Here is a 21,440-nt window from a genome sequence, read left to right on the forward strand (position 1 = left end):
TCCCAAAACCAGCAGCTACGGAGTAGCTGATACACCGCCTTTGGCTTACTGGGGCTGCTTCGCAGCCCAACGCGGGGCAAGCCCGCTCGCCACAGGGAAATTCATTAGTTTCTGAAAGTTGTGTAGCTCAAAACAGCTCTTCAGTTTGCTGCGGGACACCGCTACACATGCCTTTCTCGAAGTGCTCCAACTGACTCAGCAGCTCCGCGGTCTTGAGGGGCATCAACAGTGGGTCACAGCGGGTTTCCACCGTGATGACGATGGCTGGATCGCTGCCGTGCACGCGCGCGCGGAATCGCCAATCGCTGAAAATCACCTTCAGCCCGTCGCGTTCATCAATATCCAGCGCCTGTTGGCCGTACAGCGATTTCAGGTGGGTGAGAAGGGCGGCGGGGTCGAGCACCGGTCGACGGATTTCTCCGGAGGAGGGAAACAGCCCGATCCGTTCAACCATCAGTGTGGAACCCAGCCAGGCCCCGACGGGGGAGGGCAACGACGGATACAGTGACAACCAGGCCATCACTCCGACGTTACCCATCTGCCGTTCAATGTCTGCCGAGCGTTTTGCAATGTTCATAGTGGTCTGCCTGAATGACGATTGGCGACGGTTGTGTCGTGTGCGTAATGTGCTGAGGTGACGCCCTGGTTAAAGGCCGTTGAGGTAGAGGTGCTCGTAACAAAAGTTGGTCGCCTCGACGTAGCCTTCCGCGCCGCCGCAATCGAAGCGCAGGCCATCGAACTTGTAGGCCAGCACGAAACCAGCCTGCGCCTGCTTCATCAGAGCGTCGGTAATCTGGATCTCGCCCCCTTTGCCGGGCTGGGTATCGGCGATCAGATCAAAGATATCGGGTGTCAGAATGTACCGGCCGATGATTGCCAGATTGGACGGCGCGTCGTCCGGGCTGGGCTTTTCAACCATGTTGTTGACCCGGTAGACGCCTTCGGAAATCAACTCGCCAGCGATTACGCCGTACTTGTGTGTCTGATCACGGGGGACTTCTTGAATGGCCACGATCGAGCAGCGGTACTTCTTGTAGAGCTGGATCATTTGCGCCAGTACGCCATCGCCTTGCAGATTCAGGCACAGGTCATCCGCGAGCACCACGGCGAAGGGCTCATCACCGATCAACGGACGACCGCTGAGAATCGCGTGGCCCAAACCCTTCATCTCGATCTGCCGGGTATAGGAGAAGGTGCAGGTTTCGATCAGCTCGCGGGTCCCTGCGAGGAATTTCTCCTTTTCGGTGCCGCGAATCTGATGCTCCAGCTCATAGCTGATGTCAAAGTGATCTTCCAGTGCGCGTTTGCCTCGCCCGGTGACGATTGCCATGTGTTGCAGGCCGGCGTCCCGTGCTTCTTCTACGGCGTACTGAATCAACGGCTTGTTGACGATCGGCAGCATCTCCTTGGGCATCGCTTTGGTGGCCGGCAGGAAACGCGTGCCATAGCCTGCGGCGGGGAACAAACATTTACGAATCATAATTTATCCTGATAGTCACGCATCACGGGTAACTTGAGGTGGGCAATAAGCAACGATGATAAGTTTTACTAAGCGACTACTTTAATACCTGAGATGGGTTGTTAATGGCAATGCGTGTCAGCTGCATAACAGTCGAATGTTATGAGTTGTCAGTCTGTGCCATGTTAGTTATTTTTCGTCGGTATCCGTTGATAGTGGTGAGCATTTCATAGTGCTAAATAAGTACCCGCTAGTACTCTTGCCTGACCCGAATATTTATCGGTGGCAGTTGAACTAACAGTACTGCTTGTTGTTGTCGTGCCCAGAACTAGATGTGCGGTTTTTTATGCATGTCTAGTTCTGGGCGCTGCACAGCTTATTAAGCCCTTGATCCTACTATGGACCGCGCTATGAAGATTCTGGTAACGGGTGGCACCGGGTACATCGGTTCGCACACCACACTTGCGCTGCTTGAAGCGGGTTTTGACGTGGTGGTGCTGGACAATCTTTGCAACAGCTCCGACGCTGCGTTGCACGCCGTGGAGGCGATCTGCGGTAAAAGTGCGCAGATGATTCACGGGGATGTGTGCGACAGAGCGTTGCTGGACCGGATTTTCCAGCAACATGCCATTGATGCGGTCCTGCATTTCGCCGGGCTCAAGGCGGTCGGCGAGAGCGTGCGCAAGCCGCTTGAGTATTACGAGGCGAATGTCGGTGGCAGCCTCACGCTGTGCCAGGCGATGACTGCCGCGGGTGTGTTTCGCCTGGTGTTCAGTTCATCGGCCACGGTCTACGGCACGCCGCAGCAGATGCCGATCAGCGAGGACCTGCCTACCGGCAGCCCCACCAATCCCTACGGCCAATCCAAGCTGATCGTCGAAAACCTGCTGCGCGAGCTGTGTGCGGCGGAGCCGCGCTGGAGCATCGCGCTGTTACGCTACTTCAATCCGATCGGTGCCCATGACAGCGGTCATCTGGGTGAAGATCCCAACGGCATACCTAATAACCTGGTGCCTTACATCAGTCAGGTAGCGGTTGGCAGTCTGCAAGAGCTGTCGATCTTCGGCGACGATTACCCTACGGTGGATGGCACCGGTGTGCGTGACTATATCCACGTCGTGGATCTGGCGGACGGGCATCTGAAGGCGCTGCAGTCGATCTCGCAACGCACGGGTATCAATATCTGGAATCTCGGCACGGGCGATGGCTACAGCGTGTTGCAGGTGCTGCGCGCGTTCGAGCAAGCCTCAGGTCGGCCGGTGCCTTATCGGGTAATGCCGCGCCGCTCGGGTGACGTCGCCGAAAGCTGGGCAGACCCTTCCAAGGCCGCCCGTGAACTCGGCTGGAGGGCCACGCGCAGTTTGCAGCAAATGATGACAGACACCTGGCGCTGGCAATCGAACCACCCGAAGGGCTACCACGGATAAGGGCGCTGCCAGTGTGCTAACAGCGACTGTACTGAATGTTATAAATCGGTTGGAATGTTAATTATCGTCGGGAAATTCGGCTGGTAATGCATCCGGCAAATCCGTAGATATAAACCCTGCCGTTCGACATTTATTCGTCAGGTTTGACTGTGAATGAAAAACGGATCTTGTTCGCACTTTTTGCGACTTGAACTTTCCACCTCTAACCGAGTACCTGTTTTTTAACAGGCCCGAACGTTAGAAAAGGAGTTGATATGAAAAAAGTGATGGCAATTGCCCTGTTGTCGATGTTTGGCAACTGGGCGTCCGCAGCGGAAACACCGCTGACACTGGCAACCAATGTCGTCGGCAGCGTAGCAGCTTCACAAGCTCCTGCGGCCAGTACGGCAATGGTAGCGGGTGCAGTGGCGGCTTCCAACAGTGGCGGCAACGCCAACGGCGGTACAACCGGGACCACAGGTACTACCGGTACTACCGGCACCAGTAACTGAGAAATCCTGTAGGTGTAATACAAGGTCGCCCGATGAAAGTCGGGTGATCTTGTTTAGATTTGCCCTTGAATAGCGTAGTGCCATTATGACTCGTAGTTTTCCTTTTTTGATGCTGGCAAGTATCGCTTTGCAAGGTTGTATGTTTTCTCCGGGGCAGTACCTGAGTACCAGCGATATCACTCGCCAAGGGGCCAGTGAAAGCAGTCGCGTCGAGCTGATCCCGATCACCCCCAAGCTCATTGCGATGGACAGGGCCACGCAAAAGCGCGCCTCGCTGCCAGCGGAGTTGCTGGCGACCCCCGCGGAATATCGCATCGGCAACAATGATGTCTTGTACATCACGGTCTGGGACCACCCCGAGCTGACGGCGCCTTCCGGTGCGCAGCAGCAGATCGATGCCAACGGGCGCCTGGTGCGTTCCGATGGCACCCTGTATTACCCCTATATCGAAGAAGTCCAGGCTGCCGGTAAAACCATCCAGCAACTGCGTTCGGACATTGCCTCAAGGTTGTCGGCCTTTATCGCGGACCCCCAAGTGGATGTCGCCGTGTTGCGTTTCGCCAGCCAGAAGGTGGTGGTGTCGGGCGCGGTATCGAAGGCCGGTCCGCAACCGATTTCCACCAACCCGCTGAGTCTGGTCGAAGCCCTCGGTTCTGCCGGTATCGACCCGCTCAATGCGGATTTGTCCGGCTTGCTGCTGACGCGCGGCGGGCGGGTGTATCCGCTGAACCTGGACGCGCTCAATCAGCAGGATTCCGAATTGCAGAACGTCTACCTCAAAGGTGGCGATCAGTTGTATTTGCCCTACAACGATAACAAGCGCATCTACGTCATGGGCGAAGTCAATCAGCCGCGCGCGCTGACGTTCAAAACCGCCACCATGAACCTGTCTGACGTACTGGGCTCGGTGGGCGGGTTGAGCCAGACCACCTCGAACGGCAACGCGGTCTACGTCATCAGGGGCGTTGAGAACCTGGATGTGGAGCCGGCGAAAATCTATCAACTGCAAGCCGAATCGCCGACCGCCATGGCGTTGGCCACGCATTTCGATGTACGTCCCCAGGACATTGTCTATGTGGGCCCGGCCAATGTGACGCGCTGGAACCGCTTCATCAGCCAACTGGTGCCGTCGGCAGCCATTCTCGGGGCGGGGGCTTCGGCAGCGAAGAACCTGAATGATGCCAGCAGCAGCAATAAATAAGGCCTGGTCTGATTGTGAGAACGTTGAATGTTTGCGTCTGCGTGATGGCGGCCTTGTTGTGTGGATGTAACCCGCTGATGAACGCTTCTTTGACCAACTTCAAAGCGGCGGTGAGTGGGCCCGATGAGGTGCAAGTGACTGCGGCCCAGGTGGCGCAGGTTAAATTTCCCCAGCTCACATTGACCACGCCCACCGGCTCCGGGGTGTTGGCGATGGTGCGTGAGCGGGGCGACCTGCAGTTTTGGGTCGCGTCCGGCAAGCAGGTGCTGCTGCTGCGCGACGGGCTCGCGGTACGCACCGTCGGCCTGGGTTTCGAAGGTGACCTGGACGGCACGCGACTCGCTGCGGACTCGCCCTTCAAGCAAGGCCTGCACACGCTGCCTGATGGCTACACCAGCCAGCGCTGGATCGATCTTTACCAAGGCAGTGAAGTGGGCGTGACGTTGAACAGCCGCTTCTCCCGGAAAGCCATGGAAACCCTCGACATCCTCAACAAGGAATATGCCGTGCTACGTGTCGATGAGCAGATCGACGCCCCGGCCATTGGCCTGCGTGCGACTAATCATTACTGGGTGGATCCCGTGGACGGTTTCATTGTGCAGAGCGAGCAGCAACTGACTACTCGGCTGCGGGTCAAGATTGTCCAACTGACTCCTGAGCGCAGGTTTGCCCGTTGAAGCGGCTAGCGTTTCTGGCGGCGTGCCTGCTGTCGATCAGCAGCGTAAGCCAGGCAGCGGTCACCGTCAGTGGCGATGTGCTCAGCCCGGGGCCGGTCGACCTGCCGCCGGGCGGGCGGTTGTCGGACGTGATCAGCGTCGCGGTGCCCAATGCCGAAAGCTATTGGCTGGCAGCCGCATTGCTGCGCCAGTCATTAGTGCAAGAGCAGGCTCGGCTGAAAGCCGGGGTGCTGTTCGATTTACAGGTGTTGCAGCGCACAGCGTTGATTTTCGACAGGCCCAGTCGGGCAAGCCTGGCAATGCGTCTGTACGAACAAATCAATGACATGCCGGTCACCGGGCGCCAGGTCACGGTTCTGGACCCGGTTGCCATCGAGGTCGGGTTCGCGCGCAATGTTCGGTTGGATGACGGCGATCACCTCATCTATCCGTTGCGCGTCGACGAGGTTGAAGTGCTCGGCGCCGTTGCCGAACCGTGCCGATTGCCTTTCGTCGCGCTGCAGGAGGCCCGGGAGTATCTGCAAGGGTGCGCGACACTGGCCGACGCCGAGGCCGATTACCTGTGGCTGATCCAACCCAATGGCGTTACCCGGCAGGTCGGCATAGCGCCGTGGAATCGTGAGAGCGGGCAGGTACCTGCCGCTGGCAGCAAGATCCTGGTGCCGATCAAAAATGATGATCTTGATCCGCCTATTCCTGAACTGAATCAGCAGTTGGCCGAATTTCTTGCCACGCAACTGGCTGAGGTGGTTCATTGAAATTACGTTTTGCAGCCGTATTGTTATTGCCCTGTGGTTTTGCTCATGCAGAGCCGCGTTTAACTCAGAATGATTTCGGTGGTGTGGGCCTGTTGCAGACGCCCACCGCCAGAATGTCCCCGGCCGGCGAGTTGAGCGTGAATGCCAATCGGACCGAACCCTATAGTCGTTATAGCGTGGCGCTACAGCCGTTCGACTGGCTGGAAGGCGCGTTTCGCTACACCTCAATCACCGACCGTCCTTACGGCCCGGAATCCTTGAGTGGCAGCCAGAGCTACAAGGATAAGGCGGTCGACCTCAAGGTCCGCCTGTGGAAAGAAACCCACTGGACGCCGGATGTGGCGTTGGGGTTTCGAGACGTCGGCGGTACAGGCCTGTTTTCCAGTGAGTTCCTGGTGGCCAGCAAGCGTTATGACAATTTTGATTTCAGTGCCGGCATCGCCTGGGGTTACCTGGGGAATCGCGGCGATTTCGACAACCCGGCGGGTTGGGTCGACGATCGCTTCAAGACCCGACCAGACATGGAAGGTACCGGTGATGTCAACGCTGGCGCCTACTTTCGCGGGCGACCTTCGTTGTTCGGCGGCGTGGCCTACCAGACGCCCTGGGACCGGCTCAGCCTGAAGCTCGAGTACGAAGGCAACGACTATACAAAAGAGCCCAGTGACGGCGTGATTAAACAGGATTCACCGATCAATCTCGGCGCGGTGTTCAAAGTGACCGACTCGCTGGATATCAGCGCGGCCTGGGAGCGGGGCAACACCGCGATGTTCGGCCTCACCTTTCACACCAACTTCGCCAGCCGCAAGGCACCGGCCAAGACCTTTGATCCGCCGGCGGAGCCGCTGCCGGCCAAGGCCCCCACCACCGCAATGGGGCAGGTCGATTGGCCGGATGTGTCCCGGCGCCTGCAGCAAAATGCCGGCTACAAGGTCGAGCGCATCAGCCAGCGTGGTCCCGAGTTGATTGTCTACGGTGAACAGGGTCGGTATTTTCATTCGGCCAAGGCGGTGGGTCGGGCTAGCCGGATTCTGGACAACAGTGTCAACGCGGATATCGACTGGTTCACGTTGGTGAACAAACGCTACGACCTGCCGCTGGAAGAAACCAGCGTGCCTCGCAAAACCTTTCGCGAGGTGCTCAATAACGAAGAACCGTTGCAAGCGTTGCACCGCACCACCGAGATCAATCCGGCGATGCCGCACAACGAGAAGACCCTCTATACCGAAGCCCGCGACCCCTTCAGCTACGGCATGGGACTGGGCTTCAAACAGAACGTCGGCGGCCCAGACGGCTTCCTCTATCAGTTCAGTGCCGACGCGGACGCCGAGTATCGTTTCAACCGCAATACCTGGTGGAGCGGCATGCTCAGTGCCAATCTGCTGAACAACTTCGACGACTTTGATTACGACGCACCCAGTGGCCTGCCGCGGGTTCGCACGGATTTGCGTAAGTACCTGACAACCTCCGAAGTCACCATGCCGCTGTTCCAGTTCAGTCATGCCGAGCAGTTGGACAAAGACCTCTATGGCATGGTCTACGGTGGCTATCTGGAGTCGATGTTTGCCGGGGTGGGTGGCGAGGTGCTGTTTCGGCCGGAGGGCCAGCGCTGGTCGGTCGGGGCGGATCTGAACTACGTGCGTCAGCGCGAATTCGACCAAGGCTTTGGACTGCGGGACTACTCGGTCGTTACAGGTCACATCACCGGTTATACGGACTTGCCCTTCGACACGCTCGCAGCGGTCAGTGTCGGACGCTATCTGGCAGGGGATTGGGGGACTACGATCGATCTTTCGCGAGAGTTCTCCAACGGTGTGCGGTTTGGTGCCTGGGCGTCGTTGACCACCGCCAGCGGCGCCGAATATGGCGAAGGTAGCTTCGACAAGGGCCTGTACCTCTCCATCCCGTTCGACGAATTGATGAGCATGTCGACTATGCGCCGTGCCAACCTGGTCTGGGCCCCTTTGACCCGGGACGGTGGCGCACGACTCAATCGCAGCTTCCAGTTGCATTCGATGACTGATAGCCGCGACAACGACATGTTCTACCGCAACTTCGAGAAGATCACTGAGTAAAGGCGGTCGATCTACAGGGCCAGCCGCCTTGTAGATCACATCTTTAGTGAGCAGCACTGTCTGCGATGCGCAGGATCTTTTGCGCACGCCTGATCCCGTCAATACCCTGAATCACAGCCACGAAAAAGGGGACTCTCGTCCCCTTGCGGCAGTGCGCCTTCAACACTCAGGCCATCAATAGATGTCCTTCGAGAGTAAGGTAAAGGGCGTTTTCAAGAGTATTTTCAGATCCAGCCACAACGACCAGTTATTGATGTACTTAAGGTCGATCTCGACGCGCTTCTGCATCTTGTCGAGGGTGTCGGTCTCGCCGCGGCAACCGTTGATTTGCGCCAGGCCGGTAATGCCCGGTTTGATTCGGTGGCGTGCCATGTAGGCAAGAATTTTCCCCGAGTAGTAGTTGTTATGGGCAATCGCGTGAGGCCGCGGGCCGACCAGAGCCATATGCCCTTGCAGTACGTTGAACAGTTGCGGCAGTTCATCGAGCGAGGTGCGGCGGATAAAGCGTCCGACGGCGGTGATGCGCGAGTCGTTGCGGCTGGCCTGCTTGACCTCATGGTCATCGTGCACGCGCATCGAGCGGAACTTCCAGACCTGGATCACCTTGCCATTCCAGCCGTGGCGGTCCTGTTTGAAGAGGATCGGGCCGGGTGAGTTGAGTTTGACGGCCAGCGCAATCAGCGCCAGTACCGGGCTCAGCAGGACGATTGCCAGCAGCGCCACGCTTTTTTCCAGCAGGCTCTTGCTCAGTGCGGCGGTGGGCTGGCTGGTCAATGGGCTTTCATTCAAATAGATCGCCGGCAGACCGTCCACGACTCTCACCGAGTGGTTGAGCAGCGTCAGGCTGTTCAAGTCCGGCACCCACACCACGTCGACGTTGGCGTCGAGCAAATCGACATACATGGCTTCGATTTTTGCTGCTTCACTCAGCGGCAGGGTGATGTACAAGCGTCGAATATCATGGATGCCGATCAGTTCCAGCAGATCTTCCTGTGCACCCGCGATGCGTGGGGCGTCTGGCGCCAGTGGGGCTACGTCGCCGGTGCTGACCAAGCCTACCAGGGGCAGATTCTCGAGACTGCTCAGCTTCTTGGCCAGGCCGAGCGCAAGTTCGCCCGTGCCGACGATCAGCGTTCTATGCTCGCTTTTTCGTGACCGCTGATAGTACTTGGAGAACCCGTGCAAGGGCGCATACAGCAGCGCCTGTCCGAGAAACCCGAATACCGCCCAGTTGAGAATCACCTGGCGGGAAAACAGCGCATCGGCTTTACAGATAAATGCCATGCAGGCCAGCGCAGCCATCGTCATGGACCAACCCATGAACAGCCGTCCCAGTCCCGTCAGGTAGCTGTCTCGTTTTCTGTATACACCGCTGAACGTATAGGCCGGAACCGAGGCCAGTACCGTCAATGCCGCGCACACACGGTAATAGAACTCGACCGTTCCGGTCTGCCGTTCGGCGAGTATGAACAGCAATGTCACGGCAAAGGCCTGCGCCAGCGCCCATTGACCCCAAAAGGTAAGTCCCTTCAGGCCGGTATTACGATTGATACGAAGCGTACTTTCCATGCGATATCCCCTAAGACGTCCATCTAAATATCGGCAGTCGAGACGCGAGTTGTTTAAGCAGGATTTGTTATTGTTTTAACTAATGTCCTGAAGCTAACAGCATCAAGAAGTCGAACTGTCGTCAGTCAATAGATTAAGTTATTGAACAAGGGGGTTGTCTGACGAGTTCTAACAAGTGGCGAAGTGCCATTTTTTCAGGAGGGAAATATTGAGTGTTAGAAAACGTCGACAATAAATAATATCGATAATGACAGAGGCGCGATGAGTAGGCGGGGAGGGCACAAACAAAGTGCGCTTTTTATTGTTGTAATCGCACTGTCGTATGTTTGTGTTAGAAGGGGATCAGGCAGAGTGTGTCTCGGAGACCACTTCCTGGATCAGGCAGTAACCGCGGTTTCTCACGGCGCGAAACAGGCGTTCACCTTTGCTGGCGCTTTTGAATTTGTCTTGCAACCTGCTCAAGCACATTTCCAGGCCGCGGTATTGCTCCGGTTGCCTGCCGATGCTCAGGATCAGTTCATCTCGACTGACAACACGATCTTCATGATGGAGCATCTTCCTTACAAGGGTGGCTTCCAGCCCGGTCAAGTTAATCTCGACGTTTTCCTTAATCAGCACACTTTGATCATTGTCGAGCTGCCAGGCCTCGCTATAGAGGGCGCCATCTTCCTGTTCGCGAGGTCCGTTGCTGAGTCCGGTTGGCGTTGGGGTGACGCTGGTTTGCCCCTCGGACTGCTCCGCCAGCCACTCTGCTTCAAGGGTGGCGAGTATTTTCTGTGTTTCATGCTCGATACGATGGGCGACGTTCTTCCTGCTCACGCTGGTGTATGAGAAGCCCACCAGTACCGGGGGTGTATCTTCGATGAACATTTGCGCCTGGGAGGTACCAAACGAATTGAAACGCTTGCTCGAAAGTATGCTCTCAAGCTCGCGTTGGGATGTTGTGCTGTGAGTCACAACGACAAAATATTTTCTGGGGAGGGTTGTACTGATTTCCACGTCTCTCTCTCCTTAAGTGTTCACCAAATTTCGGCTAAAAGTTGACCGGCAGGGGAATAATCAAAGAACAGCGCCTAGGCCGATGAAGGCTCTCGATATGCTCTACACGATCGGCTTTAAAAGAAATCTTGTTATTGTGGAATAGTGTCACCATGCAATCATGGGGGTTGTTGAGAAACTCAGGATTGCCATTGAGTTTCAAGCACTGGTCCAGGGATGGGCTCGATACCTTGATGTAATTTGGCTGAATCAGGGTGCTGAAGCTTGTTAGCGCCGTGCGTTGAATACTGTAATCATTCAACGTGATTTCTATACCATGATTTTTTAAAAGGTACATATCAATAATATTGTTTTTTTTATATTTGGAACCCACTTCCCAGAGTGGGGGCGCATTGAATGACATGACCACTGTAGGGTGCAGATCACGCAAGTTGTTGCCAGATCGATGTAGCGCTCGGGGTGGAAAGAATCTGGCAAGACTCGGTTTGGACAGGCGGGGAAACATTCGGTTCAGATTTTTTTTGACGCCGGGCGATTGACGGTCTTTCCTCAGGTAGGGCGTCCGGTACCGCCATGCCCATACGTCACGGCTTCCCTCGCACGAACGCCCCGACGGCGGCGCGCGGTGCGCCTGAGCCTTGGTTCCCGTCTCCCTGGCAAGTAGGCGCTTATCGAATGACGCTAGCCTGGGGGGCGGGCAGCGATCCGGGGCCGTTGCAGGTGAGATACCTCCAATCGCATTCATGCCACAACTCCTACCTAGAGGTAATTGCTCATTCAGGCGGTCGAGATCAGACCTCTCATCAAGCGGTATCCATGCCCGCGAATGCTTTGAATAGCATTGTGGGTGCCATACACCTCTTTGATTTTTCCACGAAGCCGACTGATAGATTTCTCCAGCGCCCTGGGGTCGTAAAAATTGGCGTTCAGACCCATGATTCTGGCAATTTCATCATGACTTAATATGTGGTTGCTGGTTTGCGCCAACGCCTCCAGAATTTTCATTTCTGCAAACGAGATATCCAGCTTCTTGCGGGTGCCTAACAGGCATATACGAGTAGGGTCCAGCACCAGATTGACTTCTCGTTGCCATTCTTCACTGTTGAAGAATCCGGATAGCAACTCAGAGCTTTCATCGGACAGGGTAGTGAGTTTGATGCAGCAGTCGGCTCCCGCAAGATAGTATTTCATCTTGTTGTAGGCGCCCCTGCCCGTGATGACGGCGCAGATGATTAAATCCAAGTGAGTGGCGCGCAGGTTTTCCACCAGTGCCAGATTCTCATCGAGTGCCTGAGGGTCGTCGATGATGATGAAGATAGCGCGATACAAGTCCGGGTATTCATTTCTCTTATATGAATGGGTATATGAACTAGCATCAACAGCTATACCAGAATGCACATGCCGTGCGACTAATGCTTTAAAGTTCTCGGCCACAGTGCGAGTACGGCCCAGGGTGAGAACACCTGGTCCCTCATTTGTCGGGCGCTGGCTTCCAGTCGCTAATTTCCCTGTAAGCATCATGCTTTGACTCGAATGGGTGCTGACATCGGGATGTTAAAGCACCGGTTCTCATCTGTGACTGACAATTGGTAACATTCACGCGGATTTTGCCCGTGTGTAGAGACTTTTCTAACATAGCAGATGTTTTTCGATCTTTTAGTTGCTTTTTGCACCTTGCTGAACTAGCGAGTTGGATGCTTAGATGATGGCTAATTGAAATTGTGCCACTATTATTGAGAGGGTGGCAATTTTTTTGTGTCCTCAAAAGGCCATCATTTTCTTCCCTAAAGATTGGTCGTCGAATGGCTGAAATGTGAACCCTGTCACATTTTTATGTTAGCGCAGCAACCTCATCTACATCGAATCGCCTGCGGTTTGTTATTTGGACGATTACTAACAGTTTATGAGTGAGTGGTGTGTTCAGGCGTACTATTCGCAGGTTCTCTGCGCTAAAGGGGGGCGCGTATTCAGTATTATCTTTATACGAGCGCGCGCGTCCGCTGACAGCCTTTCATTACTGTTTGATTACTCGACGCCCTAATACGATTAACGAGCTGTTCAATAAGAATGGCCTGATGGAGGCTGGATGGAATTTTGGACCTTTGTGCAGGTACTGGTGTTAGGGGCGGTAGAAGGGCTGACAGAGTTTTTGCCGATTTCCAGTACCGGCCACCAGATCGTTGTGGCGGACGTGTTGGGTTTTGGCGGGGAGCGCGCCATGGCGTTCAATATTATTATTCAATTGGGCGCCATTTTGGCTGTTGTATGGGAGTTCCGCCCTAAGATCCTTGAAGTTGTCAGCGGGTTGGCAACCCAGCGTAACGCACAACGCTTCACGCTGAACCTGTTGATCGGGTTTCTTCCCGCGGTTGTGCTGGGCGTATTGTTCGCCGATAAAATTCATCAGTACCTGTTTAATCCGATAACCGTAGCCTTCGCGCTGGTGGTGGGTGGCATCATCATGTTGTGGGCAGAGCGGCGCGAACACGAGGTACAGGTCGAGCATGTTGACGACATGTGCTGGTCCGATGCGCTAAAGGTTGGTTTTGTACAGTGTCTGGCGATGATACCCGGCACTTCCCGCTCCGGATCGACCATTATCGGTGGCTTGCTGTTTGGCCTGTCGCGCAAGGCCGCCACCGAGTTTTCGTTCTTCCTCGCGATGCCGACCATGGTTGGCGCCGCCGTGTACTCAGGCTACAAGTACCAGGATCTGTTCCAGGCCGGTGATCTGCCGGTATTTGCCCTGGGTTTTGTGACCGCGTTCTTTTTCGCGATGATCGCAGTGCGTGGTTTGCTCAAGTTCATCGCCAACCATAGCTACGCGGTATTCGCCTGGTACCGGATTGCCTTCGGTTTGCTGATCTTGGCGACCTGGGTGTTCGGGTGGGTGAACTGGACGGCGGTTTCTACGGCTTGACCGCTCTCGTTCGGAGGGGCGCAGGTGTGTGCAGGCGCCCCAGTTACCGTCCTTCCAATAATCCCGCTGCCTGGTCCAGCAAGGCCAATGGATCGCTGGCCTTATGTATATCGACCGATAACAACTGGCGAAACTTGCGCGCCCCCGGAAACCCCGTTCCCAACCCCAATACATGCCGGGTAATGTGATGCATCGATCCACCCGTTGCCAGGTGCTTGGCTATATAAGGGCGCAACTGGGCCAATGCTTCAGCCCGACTGATCACGGGGGTCGAACTTCCAAACAACCGCTGATCGACCTCCGCCAGCAAGTACGGATTGTGATAAGCCTCCCGACCCAGCATCACCCCGTCAAACGCCTGCAAATGCGCTTCGCACTGCTCAAGCGTCTTGATCCCGCCGTTGAGGACAATCTCGAGCTGCGGAAAATCCTGCTTCAATTGCGCGGCCACCTCGTAACGCAACGGCGGAATGTCCCGATTTTCCTTCGGCGACAACCCTTCCAGAATCGCAATCCGCGCATGTACGGTAAAGCTGGTACACCCCGCGTCTTGCACCTGCCCGACAAAATCACACAGCTGGGCATAACTGTCCCGGCCATTGATCCCGATCCGGTGCTTCACCGTCACCGGAATCGACACCGCATCGCGCATCGCCTTTACACACTCCGCCACCAGCCCCGGGTGTGCCATGAGGCAAGCACCAATCATATTGTTCTGCACACGGTCACTGGGGCAGCCGACGTTCAGGTTCACCTCGTCATAACCCGCTACTTCAGCCATGCGCGCGCAGGCTGCCAGATCCGCCGGCACACTCCCACCCAACTGCAAGGCGAGCGGATGCTCGGCTTCGTCGTGACGCAGGAAACGCTCGTGATCACCATGCAGAATCGCCCCCGTGGTGACCATCTCGGTGTAGAGCAAGGCGTGTTTGGAGAGCAGGCGCAGAAAAAAGCGACAGTGGCGGTCGGTCCAATCCATCATCGGGGCCACGGAAAAGCGGCGGGAGAAGGCTTGGGTTGATGCGGTGTGTGAGGGCATGAGGATCTGAGGTGAGGAATGCGATGGGCGGGCAGTTTAGCAGGATTGGCTGCTGAGGATGAGCAGAGCCAATCCGTTGAGACATCGAAATTTAATAAATCTGTCCCTTTTTCTGTGTCCCTTTTTCTGACTCACTGCGCACCCCGCTGAAGAACTCCAAAGGGCCAGGTAACTTTCGCAACCTGTTCGTGTACGCGCCGGCCGGGAAGAAGGACGGCATCCAACTCATCCCGGTGAGTGAGGTAGCGGCCAAGGACGAATTCAGCTCGATCAAGAACATCAGTCGCGACGATCTGCTCGCGGCGTTGCGCATTCCACCGCAGTTAATGGGCATCGTGCCGCAGAACGCGGGCGGTTTTGGATCGCTACGCGAGGCCGCCGAGGTTTGGGCGGTCAACGAGCTGGAGCCGCTGCAGGCCAGGCTGGCCCAGGTCAACGAGTGGCTTGGTGAAGAGGTTGTCAGCTTCAAAGAATTTGAGCTTCCAGCGGGGGGGAGATAGTGATCCCTGTGCATCATATGTGGTGACAACGTGGTGCCTCATCACCAGCTCTATGCTGAAATTCTGAGTGCACCACCCTAACCATTACCATACTATTTTCCCTCCAAGCTCTACGCCCTCAGCATTTCTCAAAACTTCAAAGTCATACAATCCGAATTTGTATTTTTTGTTTATTTTTAATACAAAGCTTGCGCCTATCTTTAACGTTCTTTCGACAGAGGTTGGCTTTAGTGCGTAGTTCCTAGAAGACTCTAGAGCTACCCCGCTATAAGCAATTGCATCTATGTTAGGGTTTCGAATAAAGATTAAATTGGCTAAAATTCTAGAGTGTATATAGTCTGTGCTTTTAGCATTTTTGTCTTTTATAAGTGAGGAGAGAAATGCATCCGTAAATAAAAAGCTTTTCGAAAATTCAGGGGGCATTTTTTGCATCAAGTTATTTAACATGTCTCCAAGGGTTTCGGACGTGAGGCCTGACCCCCACCTATGCATATGAGTGATTTCTCCTATCGTCCCACAGCGTATAGCTTGATCTGGTATTTGCTCATATGCAACTATATGTACGTGGTCGCCTTCAACTGCACCGATTTCATCCAGGGTTGAATACTGATTGATCGATGTGTATAAAATTGGGTCTTTTGGCTCGTTGAGCCTTCCTGCTTTTGTTAATTCAATTGGAGGGCTCCCCAGCTCGGATATATTTTCAAATCCATCTTTACTATCGCATTTTCTCGCTCTCCAGAACGCACTGTCATAATGGAACTCATGGTTTATTAAGTGGTAATGATCAAGTATTAAATTAAGGCCTTCACGAATAAATTCGGCATTTGTACTTTTTATAATTGATGTAGATAGCTCATCAAGGTATCCAAGGTGAAGTGCTTTGAAATCCATTGAATCTCTCTCGCTTTTAGAGTTGTGGTGCTCTAATTAATATGCTTTCCAGAAGGTTTGACGGGTTCGATTAGATACGCGCATTGCTCCCTCACATTTCCAACCACTGCAGTTACACGAAACCATTCGCGGGCAAGATCCGGCGTCAACACCACTGGGCGCCGGTCGTGAATGTCCACCATGCCGCCAGCGCCATGTTGATGACGATTGGTTCATCGCGACGAGCGGCTCATTGTCTTTGCCGACCAGGACAACGGTGTCCTCGTAGAACGAGACGGGCATCAGCTGCTGCGCTGTTTGCATGAGAAGACTCCCTGCCGAGATCGAGGATGCCCGATAGTAGCGGCGTCCATCGGGGATTCACAACGTCTTCACACCTACCAGGTCCTACCCTCCTATCCAGCCATAGTTACGACCGGCATCGGCCGCGGTGAGCCCGCGAGCCGTACGGGACAGCTATTGCTCATGGGGTTGCACCTCTTTGGTGCGAAAAGGGTTCGGCTAGGTTAGTCCAGTCCTGGCGCGCGCCGTCGTCCCCCCACCTCGCCTGCGGGCTAAATGGGGCGTTTTTTCTGCATACCTGCACCCAGCTCAAACTGGCCCGGGCTGGGGGCTGTGCGCGCGAATGTGGGGTAGGAAAAGCCTGCAGATTCCTGCAAGGGTGGGGCAAATGCAACGGCCAGTCAGAATGGACCCGGACGGCGATTTTGAGAGGAGGCTCGGGAAAAGGGTTAGTTTTTAAAAAAGGGGTGACAAGTGTGCTGCAGGCCCTGTGTTTATTGGGCTTGATGGCTACCTTTGAGGGGTTAGTTATGGTTAGGTTGAAGGTTAGTAATGCGTAAATTATTGATTTATAAGTAATTTATTTTTTGGTTTTTTAACATCTATAAAGGTTAATAAATAACCTAATGCTAACCAAAATCTAACCTACCATAGTCGTCGCAAAGCCACGTCGCACAAGGCTTTCAGGGCGATTAGAAAAAAACTGACCTTCCTAACCTCTTTCCCGTGGGTCAACATGAAAACTTCGAATGGGCCTATGACGGGCTTCTGCTGAAGTCGCAGACAGAATTGCGCAGTGCAATCTTCCCTTAGCTTCACACATGCACTCTCTCATCCACGCAGCATCAGATGTTGGTATTCGCAGGTGGTTTCGGGACTGAAGCGACAGGCAATGCTGCTGGGCCGCGCACATACATGTCACTCTGTTGTGCACGGGAGAGCCCCGCGTCAGATCATTCTACTGGGCTAGAGTGTCTGGGCGGACCTTTGACTATTCTACGGGCATCAAAATTCGCGCTTCGATTCCAATTTCTTGTAGGAGAAAAAGCAGCCCTCCGCCCTCGATGAGCTCGATCGGCTTGTCTTTAGCGAACTCGAATGCATCGGGACCGTAGCCGCTGGTGGTTACCAAAATTCCCTTATTGGCACCTTCATTCATCATAGTCCCATAGAGGTCCCGAACAGCGGAAACGCCGACTGTGTGCTTATATCGTTTAGCTTGAATAACCACCTTGCCGCCTAAAATGGGGCGAGGGTCGTAAGCAATGCAATCGACTCCGCCATCACGTGAAGATCTAGTGAGTTTTGACTCTAATCCCATTTTTCCAAATAGATTCGCCACGAGCGCTTCAAACTCGTAGGGATTGAGATCCATGAGATTGGTGGCTGAACTGAGTTGCGAGGCAAGATCTTGCTGATCCACAAAACGCTTGTCGACCATGTTGAATTCAATTATTGGTCTAACCGGTTGCGCCTCGCTTGGTGACCGGGAAACATGTGCGCCTAGATTTTTCAGGCATACAGCACGATCCACTCGAGCTAGGTCGATTTCCATGAATGTTTCACGCGTGGTGCGTACAGACACGAGGTGAGGTTGCACTCCTCGACCAGTTGCAGGATCGATGGTGTTCACGTAACCATTGAAACAGCAGACCTCAAGGAACTCTCCTTGGTCTGCCTCGAAAAGTTCATGGAGGCACCTGAGTGCGATACTCGCGACGAGATCAGCATATAAAGATTTGATTTCAGCTGGTTTGCGCTGCTTGGTGGTGACTTCGTCTTTAGATTTTATGTAACGGTATTCCGCTACCTCAGGGATGATATCCGGCGTGGGCAGCTCATACTCAACTACAAGTTGTTTCGATTCGGGCACAAATGCAAGAGAGAAATTCTGTGGGAAGCCTTCAGGGTAGTCCGATTTTTCCAGAACCATACTGCAATAAGCAACGATCGATTCGGGATCCCCTTCATAGTAGGAGTAACGGAACGCATCGACTTCGGAATCGCGGAGTGCCTTTTTCTCAAGAAACGCCGATACGCCACTTTCGTAGGTTTCTCGCGAGCTTCTTAGAGCTTCCAGGCGCTGGATATCCTGAGCTTTATGCTCTTCCTCGCTTGAGCTGAACCGTTCTTCGGCGACCCTCAGTTGATCGGCGTGCTTAGCTTTGCAGCTTGGTATCAACGAAAGATACCAAGGCAAGGGAGCAACCTTCGAGGTGAAGAACTCCAGTGATGGCCCTTCAATGACGGTTGTCAAAGATTTCGCTGGTGCAAATGGCGGCGGGTTGTCAGTGATGCGAAGGGAGTCGAATGTGACGGTGTCATCCACCATCAGCGTCGCCGATAAGATGGCTTGCAATCCTTCTACCCAAGACCGAATGGTTGCGTTTCCGTCACGGACCTCTTGCTCACGAAACTCTATGTAGTTTTGTTTTGCGGCGCGCTCAGATTCGCGATCATATCGCACCTGCTCACGCTCGCGAATCGCATGTGCTCTGAGCTGTTGGCTTGCCGCACGCTCAGTTGCACGCACCGCAGCGCGACGCTCTGACTCATTCAGCCGCTGTTGCTTCGCTGTCTCCCGTGCAATTGCACGGATTACCTTTTCGAACCCACTCCGCTTTGCCATCTCGCCTCCTTGCTGGTGGCTCGATGGTATCAAAACAAAAGCAGCGATGAACACGGATTTGGGAGGTTGCGAGTTCTACCCATCGGATCGTGGGTTCTATTTTATAGACTACTTCTGGCCGATTGCCGCCTGTCGTGAGGGGCAGGGCGTCACCGCGTGAAAGTAGTGTTGGTACAAAAGTGGTACGAGTCTTTCAGGTCGGCTCTGTAAGGCTCGGAATACATGGCCTACAGGATTAGTAGTTCCAATCCATCATCGGGGCCACGGAAAAGCGGCGGGAGAAGGCTTGGGTTGATGCGGTGTGTGAGGGCATGAGGATCTGAGGTGACGAATGCGAAGGGAGCGCAGTTTAACAGGAATGGCATGGCGAGGATGGAGACGCGCCAATTGGTTGAATCGCCAACGTTAAATTATCTGTTGCCTTTGTTTGTTATAGGTGTCCCGTCCTGAATAAGGTTAACACCTTGTGCTGTCAATTTATTGTGGGTACAGTAATGTCATGCAGATTACTTATGACCCAGCCAAAGACGCTCGCAACGTTGAAGAACGTGGACTCCCGTTTGCCCTGGTGCGGGACTTCGAATGGTCTACGGCCCTGATCTTGGAAGATGATCGATTTGACTACGGCGAATGTCGTTATCGGGCGATGGGGTACATAGGGGATCGGCTGCATGTCGTAGTGTTTACCCCTCGGGGTGACGCGGTCCACGTCATCAGCTTTCGTAAAGCCAACAAACGGGAGGTCAAAAATTATGACCAAGAAACCCAGTCCTGAAATGGTCGATACGGCTAACCCTGAATGGTCGGCCAAGGACTTTGCCAAGGCCAAGCCAGCCGGTGATGTGTTGGCGGGGTTGTTTGGCAAGGCCCAGGCAAAGGAAATGCTCAAGCCAAAGCGTGGCCGGCCAAAGTCGGTGGCCACTAAAGAACACGTGAATGTTCGTTTTGATGCTGAAGTGCTGGAGCGATTCAGGGCTTCTGGGCCAGGCTGGCAAACGCGAATGAACGCCGCTTTGGTCGATTGGCTCAAGACGCACACACCAGATGAACTGAAGACTTAGCCGCCAAAGCTCACTCCCAAGACAATTAGCCGCCCATGAGGCGGCTTTTTGCTGCCCGGCGTTTAGTCTTTTCTCGACAAAGGTCGGGCTTTGCTCTCACTGACGATGGCAAGTTTTGATGGTCGGGTTTTGGGGAATTAACGTGCTATAAGCCAGGCCGGTGACGTGCTTCAGCACCTGGAGCGCGCCGTCGTCCCCCCACCTCGCCTCCGGTCTAAATAGGTCTTTTTTTCCGCACTTCTGCACCCCGATCAAGGCGAGGCTGGCTGGGTGCTTGTTTGGCATTTTGGGGGTGTTTAAACCCGGCGGAACCCTGCATGAATTTCCGTCACCAAAAGCGACCTCAAAGGCGAGGTCGCTGATGATGAGTTGGATGAATCAAGCGTTTTTGCCCTGCAGGTGGCCTGATCCCAAATCGGCTCCTGTCACAGGTTCGCTGAGCGGGTCAGATGCGGTTCGCAGCTTCATCGCTTCCACGGCGGCTTCATCGGCTGGAGAAAGGTTCACGGAGGCCAGGCCGTCGCCGCCATCGACCGCAGGCTCTGGGCTTTCAACATATTCCCAGTCGCCACCCTCATTCCATGGGCCCCGTACATTGGGTTCGCCCGACATGTTGAAATACTTGCTGGTGAACTCCGGCATTCCCGGGAGTTTCCCTTGCGGAAAGTTGGGTTGGATGGAGTGCAGTGCTTTCTCGAAGGACTTTTGATGGGCGATTTCTCGCGTCATCAGAAACCCCAGTGCCTCTTTCACCCCGGGATCATCGGTGACGTTCATCAGGCGTTCATAGAGAATTTTCGCGCGCGCTTCAGCCGCGATGTTTGAGCGGAAGTCGGCGGTGGGTTCAGTAATTGAATCGACGTAGGCGGCTGTCCAGGGAACGCCGGCGGAGTTCACCAGGGGAGCACCCGCGCCATAGAGAAGGCTGGTGATGTGAGAGTCATTACCCGCGCCATTAATGGCTCGGTAGAGTTCACCTTCTTCCTGTACGCCTTCTGCCAGTTGCCCTTTGGCTCCTCGATTGAGCATCACAATGATGGAACCGACAATTTCCAGATGGCTCAGTTCTTCGGTGGCAATATCCATCAACAGGTCTTTACGACCTGGGTCTTCTTCGGCCAGGGCTTGGGTGAAATAGCGCGCCGCCGCCGCTAATTCGCCATTTGCGCCACCGAATTGTTCAAGGAGAAGATTGGCTAAACCGGGATTCGGTTGAGCAACGCGTACGGTGTATTGAAGTCGCTTGTTATGTAGAAACATTTCGAAATCCCTCAGGTTAGGCTAAAGGCGTACTCAGCACCGTGGGCGACGGGCACGCATAAATTGTGAGAGGCAGCGCGAGGAGAAATTTCGTTTATTACGGGGAGACGATGACCGACGGTATCCGTCGAATAGTTCAAAGAGGTTTGAACTGGAAGCGTGGCCTGCCGAACCGCGCAGGGCGCCGCTGGTCAGTCGC

Annotated in this window: 19 protein-coding genes and 2 pseudogenes; 10 read left to right on the top strand and 11 right to left on the bottom strand. The window is 54.6% G+C overall.

Translation table 11 applies throughout. The features are described from left to right. Positions 1-127: 127 nt before the first annotated feature. Together AC6CIA_RS21025 and galU are read right to left on the bottom strand one after the other, a co-directional pair. Positions 128-577 (bottom strand): mannose-1-phosphate guanylyltransferase, encoded by a 450-nt coding sequence (locus tag AC6CIA_RS21025; protein WP_498314794.1) that lies wholly within the window; start codon positions 575-577, stop codon positions 128-130. 69 nt (positions 578-646) lie between these two features. Next, the gene (gene galU / locus AC6CIA_RS21030) at positions 647-1,480 is read right to left on the bottom strand and encodes a UTP--glucose-1-phosphate uridylyltransferase GalU (RefSeq protein ID WP_498314796.1); all 834 of its coding nucleotides are present in this window, start codon (positions 1,478-1,480) and stop codon (positions 647-649) included. 389 nt (positions 1,481-1,869) lie between these two features. On the opposite strand from galU, the gene galE reads away from it, so the two are divergent. The 6 genes from galE to AC6CIA_RS21060 all read left to right on the top strand — a co-directional run bounded on the left by galE (position 1,870) and on the right by AC6CIA_RS21060 (position 8,088). Next, positions 1,870-2,886, top strand: a complete 1,017-nt coding sequence (gene galE / locus AC6CIA_RS21035; protein ID WP_498314798.1) for a UDP-glucose 4-epimerase GalE — start codon at positions 1,870-1,872, stop codon at positions 2,884-2,886. A gap of 254 nt (positions 2,887-3,140) precedes the next feature. Beyond that, positions 3,141-3,377, top strand: a complete 237-nt coding sequence (locus AC6CIA_RS21040; protein ID WP_084380660.1) for a hypothetical protein — start codon at positions 3,141-3,143, stop codon at positions 3,375-3,377. An 85-nt stretch (positions 3,378-3,462) separates the two neighbouring features. Then, positions 3,463-4,578 carry a polysaccharide biosynthesis/export family protein gene (locus tag AC6CIA_RS21045; RefSeq protein WP_498314800.1) on the top strand — a complete coding sequence of 372 codons (1,116 nt, stop codon included), beginning with the start codon at positions 3,463-3,465 and terminating at the stop codon, positions 4,576-4,578. Between the two features lie 14 nt (positions 4,579-4,592). After that, entirely contained in the window at positions 4,593-5,255 is a 663-nt protein-coding gene (locus AC6CIA_RS21050) for a YjbF family lipoprotein (protein WP_498314802.1), read from the top strand. After that, positions 5,252-6,013: a capsule biosynthesis GfcC family protein gene (locus tag AC6CIA_RS21055; RefSeq protein ID WP_498314804.1), complete on the top strand. Its 762-nt coding sequence runs from the start codon at positions 5,252-5,254 to the stop codon at positions 6,011-6,013. Before AC6CIA_RS21050 ends, AC6CIA_RS21055 begins: the two co-directional genes overlap by 4 nt. After that, positions 6,010-8,088 carry a YjbH domain-containing protein gene (locus AC6CIA_RS21060; RefSeq protein ID WP_498314806.1) on the top strand — a complete coding sequence of 693 codons (2,079 nt, stop codon included), beginning with the start codon at positions 6,010-6,012 and terminating at the stop codon, positions 8,086-8,088. Before AC6CIA_RS21055 ends, AC6CIA_RS21060 begins: the two co-directional genes overlap by 4 nt. A 174-nt stretch (positions 8,089-8,262) precedes the next feature. Here AC6CIA_RS21060 and AC6CIA_RS21065 read toward each other — a convergent pair whose 3' ends face one another. The 4 genes from AC6CIA_RS21065 to AC6CIA_RS21080 form a co-directional block, all read right to left on the bottom strand. Then, a complete protein-coding gene (locus AC6CIA_RS21065; RefSeq protein WP_498314808.1) occupies positions 8,263-9,657 on the bottom strand; it encodes an undecaprenyl-phosphate glucose phosphotransferase in 1,395 nt (464 codons plus the stop codon). A 342-nt stretch (positions 9,658-9,999) separates the two neighbouring features. Then, positions 10,000-10,656 (bottom strand): winged helix-turn-helix domain-containing protein, encoded by a 657-nt coding sequence (locus tag AC6CIA_RS21070; protein ID WP_498314810.1) that lies wholly within the window; start codon positions 10,654-10,656, stop codon positions 10,000-10,002. A gap of 34 nt (positions 10,657-10,690) precedes the next feature. Further along, positions 10,691-11,401: a hypothetical protein gene (locus AC6CIA_RS21075; RefSeq protein ID WP_498314812.1), complete on the bottom strand. Its 711-nt coding sequence runs from the start codon at positions 11,399-11,401 to the stop codon at positions 10,691-10,693. Positions 11,402-11,433: 32 nt separating this feature from the next. Next, positions 11,434-12,177, bottom strand: a complete 744-nt coding sequence (locus tag AC6CIA_RS21080; RefSeq protein WP_498314814.1) for a winged helix-turn-helix domain-containing protein — start codon at positions 12,175-12,177, stop codon at positions 11,434-11,436. Positions 12,178-12,742: 565 nt separating this feature from the next. Here AC6CIA_RS21080 and AC6CIA_RS21085 point away from each other — a divergent pair. Continuing rightward, a complete protein-coding gene (locus AC6CIA_RS21085; protein ID WP_498314816.1) occupies positions 12,743-13,576 on the top strand; it encodes an undecaprenyl-diphosphate phosphatase in 834 nt (277 codons plus the stop codon). Positions 13,577-13,619: 43 nt separating this feature from the next. Here AC6CIA_RS21085 and dusA read toward each other — a convergent pair whose 3' ends face one another. Continuing rightward, positions 13,620-14,615: a tRNA dihydrouridine(20/20a) synthase DusA gene (dusA, locus tag AC6CIA_RS21090; RefSeq protein WP_498314818.1), complete on the bottom strand. Its 996-nt coding sequence runs from the start codon at positions 14,613-14,615 to the stop codon at positions 13,620-13,622. 128 nt (positions 14,616-14,743) lie between these two features. Here dusA and AC6CIA_RS21095 point away from each other — a divergent pair. Further along, positions 14,744-15,115 (top strand): annotated as a pseudogene (locus AC6CIA_RS21095) (phage portal protein); the annotation flags it as partial. 84 nt (positions 15,116-15,199) lie between these two features. Here AC6CIA_RS21095 and AC6CIA_RS21100 read toward each other — a convergent pair. From AC6CIA_RS21100 to AC6CIA_RS21110, 3 genes and pseudogenes are all read right to left on the bottom strand, one after another. Beyond that, the gene (locus AC6CIA_RS21100) at positions 15,200-16,009 is read right to left on the bottom strand and encodes a hypothetical protein (protein ID WP_498314820.1); all 810 of its coding nucleotides are present in this window, start codon (positions 16,007-16,009) and stop codon (positions 15,200-15,202) included. A gap of 32 nt (positions 16,010-16,041) precedes the next feature. Beyond that, a pseudogene (locus AC6CIA_RS21105) lies at positions 16,042-16,197 on the bottom strand (DUF159 family protein); the annotation flags it as partial. Between the two features lie 1,085 nt (positions 16,198-17,282). Continuing rightward, positions 17,283-18,920: a restriction endonuclease gene (locus AC6CIA_RS21110; protein ID WP_498314822.1), complete on the bottom strand. Its 1,638-nt coding sequence runs from the start codon at positions 18,918-18,920 to the stop codon at positions 17,283-17,285. 499 nt (positions 18,921-19,419) lie between these two features. Here AC6CIA_RS21110 and AC6CIA_RS21115 point away from each other — a divergent pair, with 499 nt between their 5' ends. Together AC6CIA_RS21115 and AC6CIA_RS21120 are read left to right on the top strand one after the other, a co-directional pair. Continuing rightward, positions 19,420-19,695 (top strand): BrnT family toxin, encoded by a 276-nt coding sequence (locus AC6CIA_RS21115; protein WP_028237683.1) that lies wholly within the window; start codon positions 19,420-19,422, stop codon positions 19,693-19,695. Beyond that, the gene (locus AC6CIA_RS21120; protein WP_498314824.1) at positions 19,673-19,981 is read left to right on the top strand and encodes a BrnA antitoxin family protein; all 309 of its coding nucleotides are present in this window, start codon (positions 19,673-19,675) and stop codon (positions 19,979-19,981) included. Before AC6CIA_RS21115 ends, AC6CIA_RS21120 begins: the two co-directional genes overlap by 23 nt. A 378-nt stretch (positions 19,982-20,359) precedes the next feature. On the opposite strand, the gene AC6CIA_RS21125 is transcribed toward AC6CIA_RS21120, so the two are convergent. Next, a complete protein-coding gene (locus AC6CIA_RS21125) occupies positions 20,360-21,241 on the bottom strand; it encodes a manganese catalase family protein (RefSeq protein WP_498314825.1) in 882 nt (293 codons plus the stop codon). Positions 21,242-21,440 lie beyond the last annotated feature (199 nt).

Source organism: Pseudomonas sp. GQ91, from assembly GCF_059758795.1.

What these genes read in the sequence shown, in the direction of transcription:
- AC6CIA_RS21115 (WP_028237683.1), top strand. Translation starts at nt 19,420, where the DNA reads ATGCAGATTACTTATGACCCAGCCAAAGACGCTCGCAACGTTGAAGAA.
- AC6CIA_RS21025 (WP_498314794.1), bottom strand. Translation starts at nt 577, where the DNA reads ATGAACATTGCAAAACGCTCGGCAGACATTGAACGGCAGATGGGTAAC.
- AC6CIA_RS21080 (WP_498314814.1), bottom strand. Translation starts at nt 12,177, where the DNA reads ATGATGCTTACAGGGAAATTAGCGACTGGAAGCCAGCGCCCGACAAAT.
- dusA (WP_498314818.1), bottom strand. Translation starts at nt 14,615, where the DNA reads ATGCCCTCACACACCGCATCAACCCAAGCCTTCTCCCGCCGCTTTTCC.
- AC6CIA_RS21100 (WP_498314820.1), bottom strand. Translation starts at nt 16,009, where the DNA reads ATGGATTTCAAAGCACTTCACCTTGGATACCTTGATGAGCTATCTACA.
- galU (WP_498314796.1), bottom strand. Translation starts at nt 1,480, where the DNA reads ATGATTCGTAAATGTTTGTTCCCCGCCGCAGGCTATGGCACGCGTTTC.
- galE (WP_498314798.1), top strand. Translation starts at nt 1,870, where the DNA reads ATGAAGATTCTGGTAACGGGTGGCACCGGGTACATCGGTTCGCACACC.
- AC6CIA_RS21125 (WP_498314825.1), bottom strand. Translation starts at nt 21,241, where the DNA reads ATGTTTCTACATAACAAGCGACTTCAATACACCGTACGCGTTGCTCAA.
- AC6CIA_RS21110 (WP_498314822.1), bottom strand. Translation starts at nt 18,920, where the DNA reads ATGGCAAAGCGGAGTGGGTTCGAAAAGGTAATCCGTGCAATTGCACGG.
- AC6CIA_RS21065 (WP_498314808.1), bottom strand. Translation starts at nt 9,657, where the DNA reads ATGGAAAGTACGCTTCGTATCAATCGTAATACCGGCCTGAAGGGACTT.
- AC6CIA_RS21120 (WP_498314824.1), top strand. Translation starts at nt 19,673, where the DNA reads ATGACCAAGAAACCCAGTCCTGAAATGGTCGATACGGCTAACCCTGAA.
- AC6CIA_RS21075 (WP_498314812.1), bottom strand. Translation starts at nt 11,401, where the DNA reads ATGAATGCGATTGGAGGTATCTCACCTGCAACGGCCCCGGATCGCTGC.
- AC6CIA_RS21085 (WP_498314816.1), top strand. Translation starts at nt 12,743, where the DNA reads ATGGAATTTTGGACCTTTGTGCAGGTACTGGTGTTAGGGGCGGTAGAA.
- AC6CIA_RS21045 (WP_498314800.1), top strand. Translation starts at nt 3,463, where the DNA reads ATGACTCGTAGTTTTCCTTTTTTGATGCTGGCAAGTATCGCTTTGCAA.
- AC6CIA_RS21040 (WP_084380660.1), top strand. Translation starts at nt 3,141, where the DNA reads ATGAAAAAAGTGATGGCAATTGCCCTGTTGTCGATGTTTGGCAACTGG.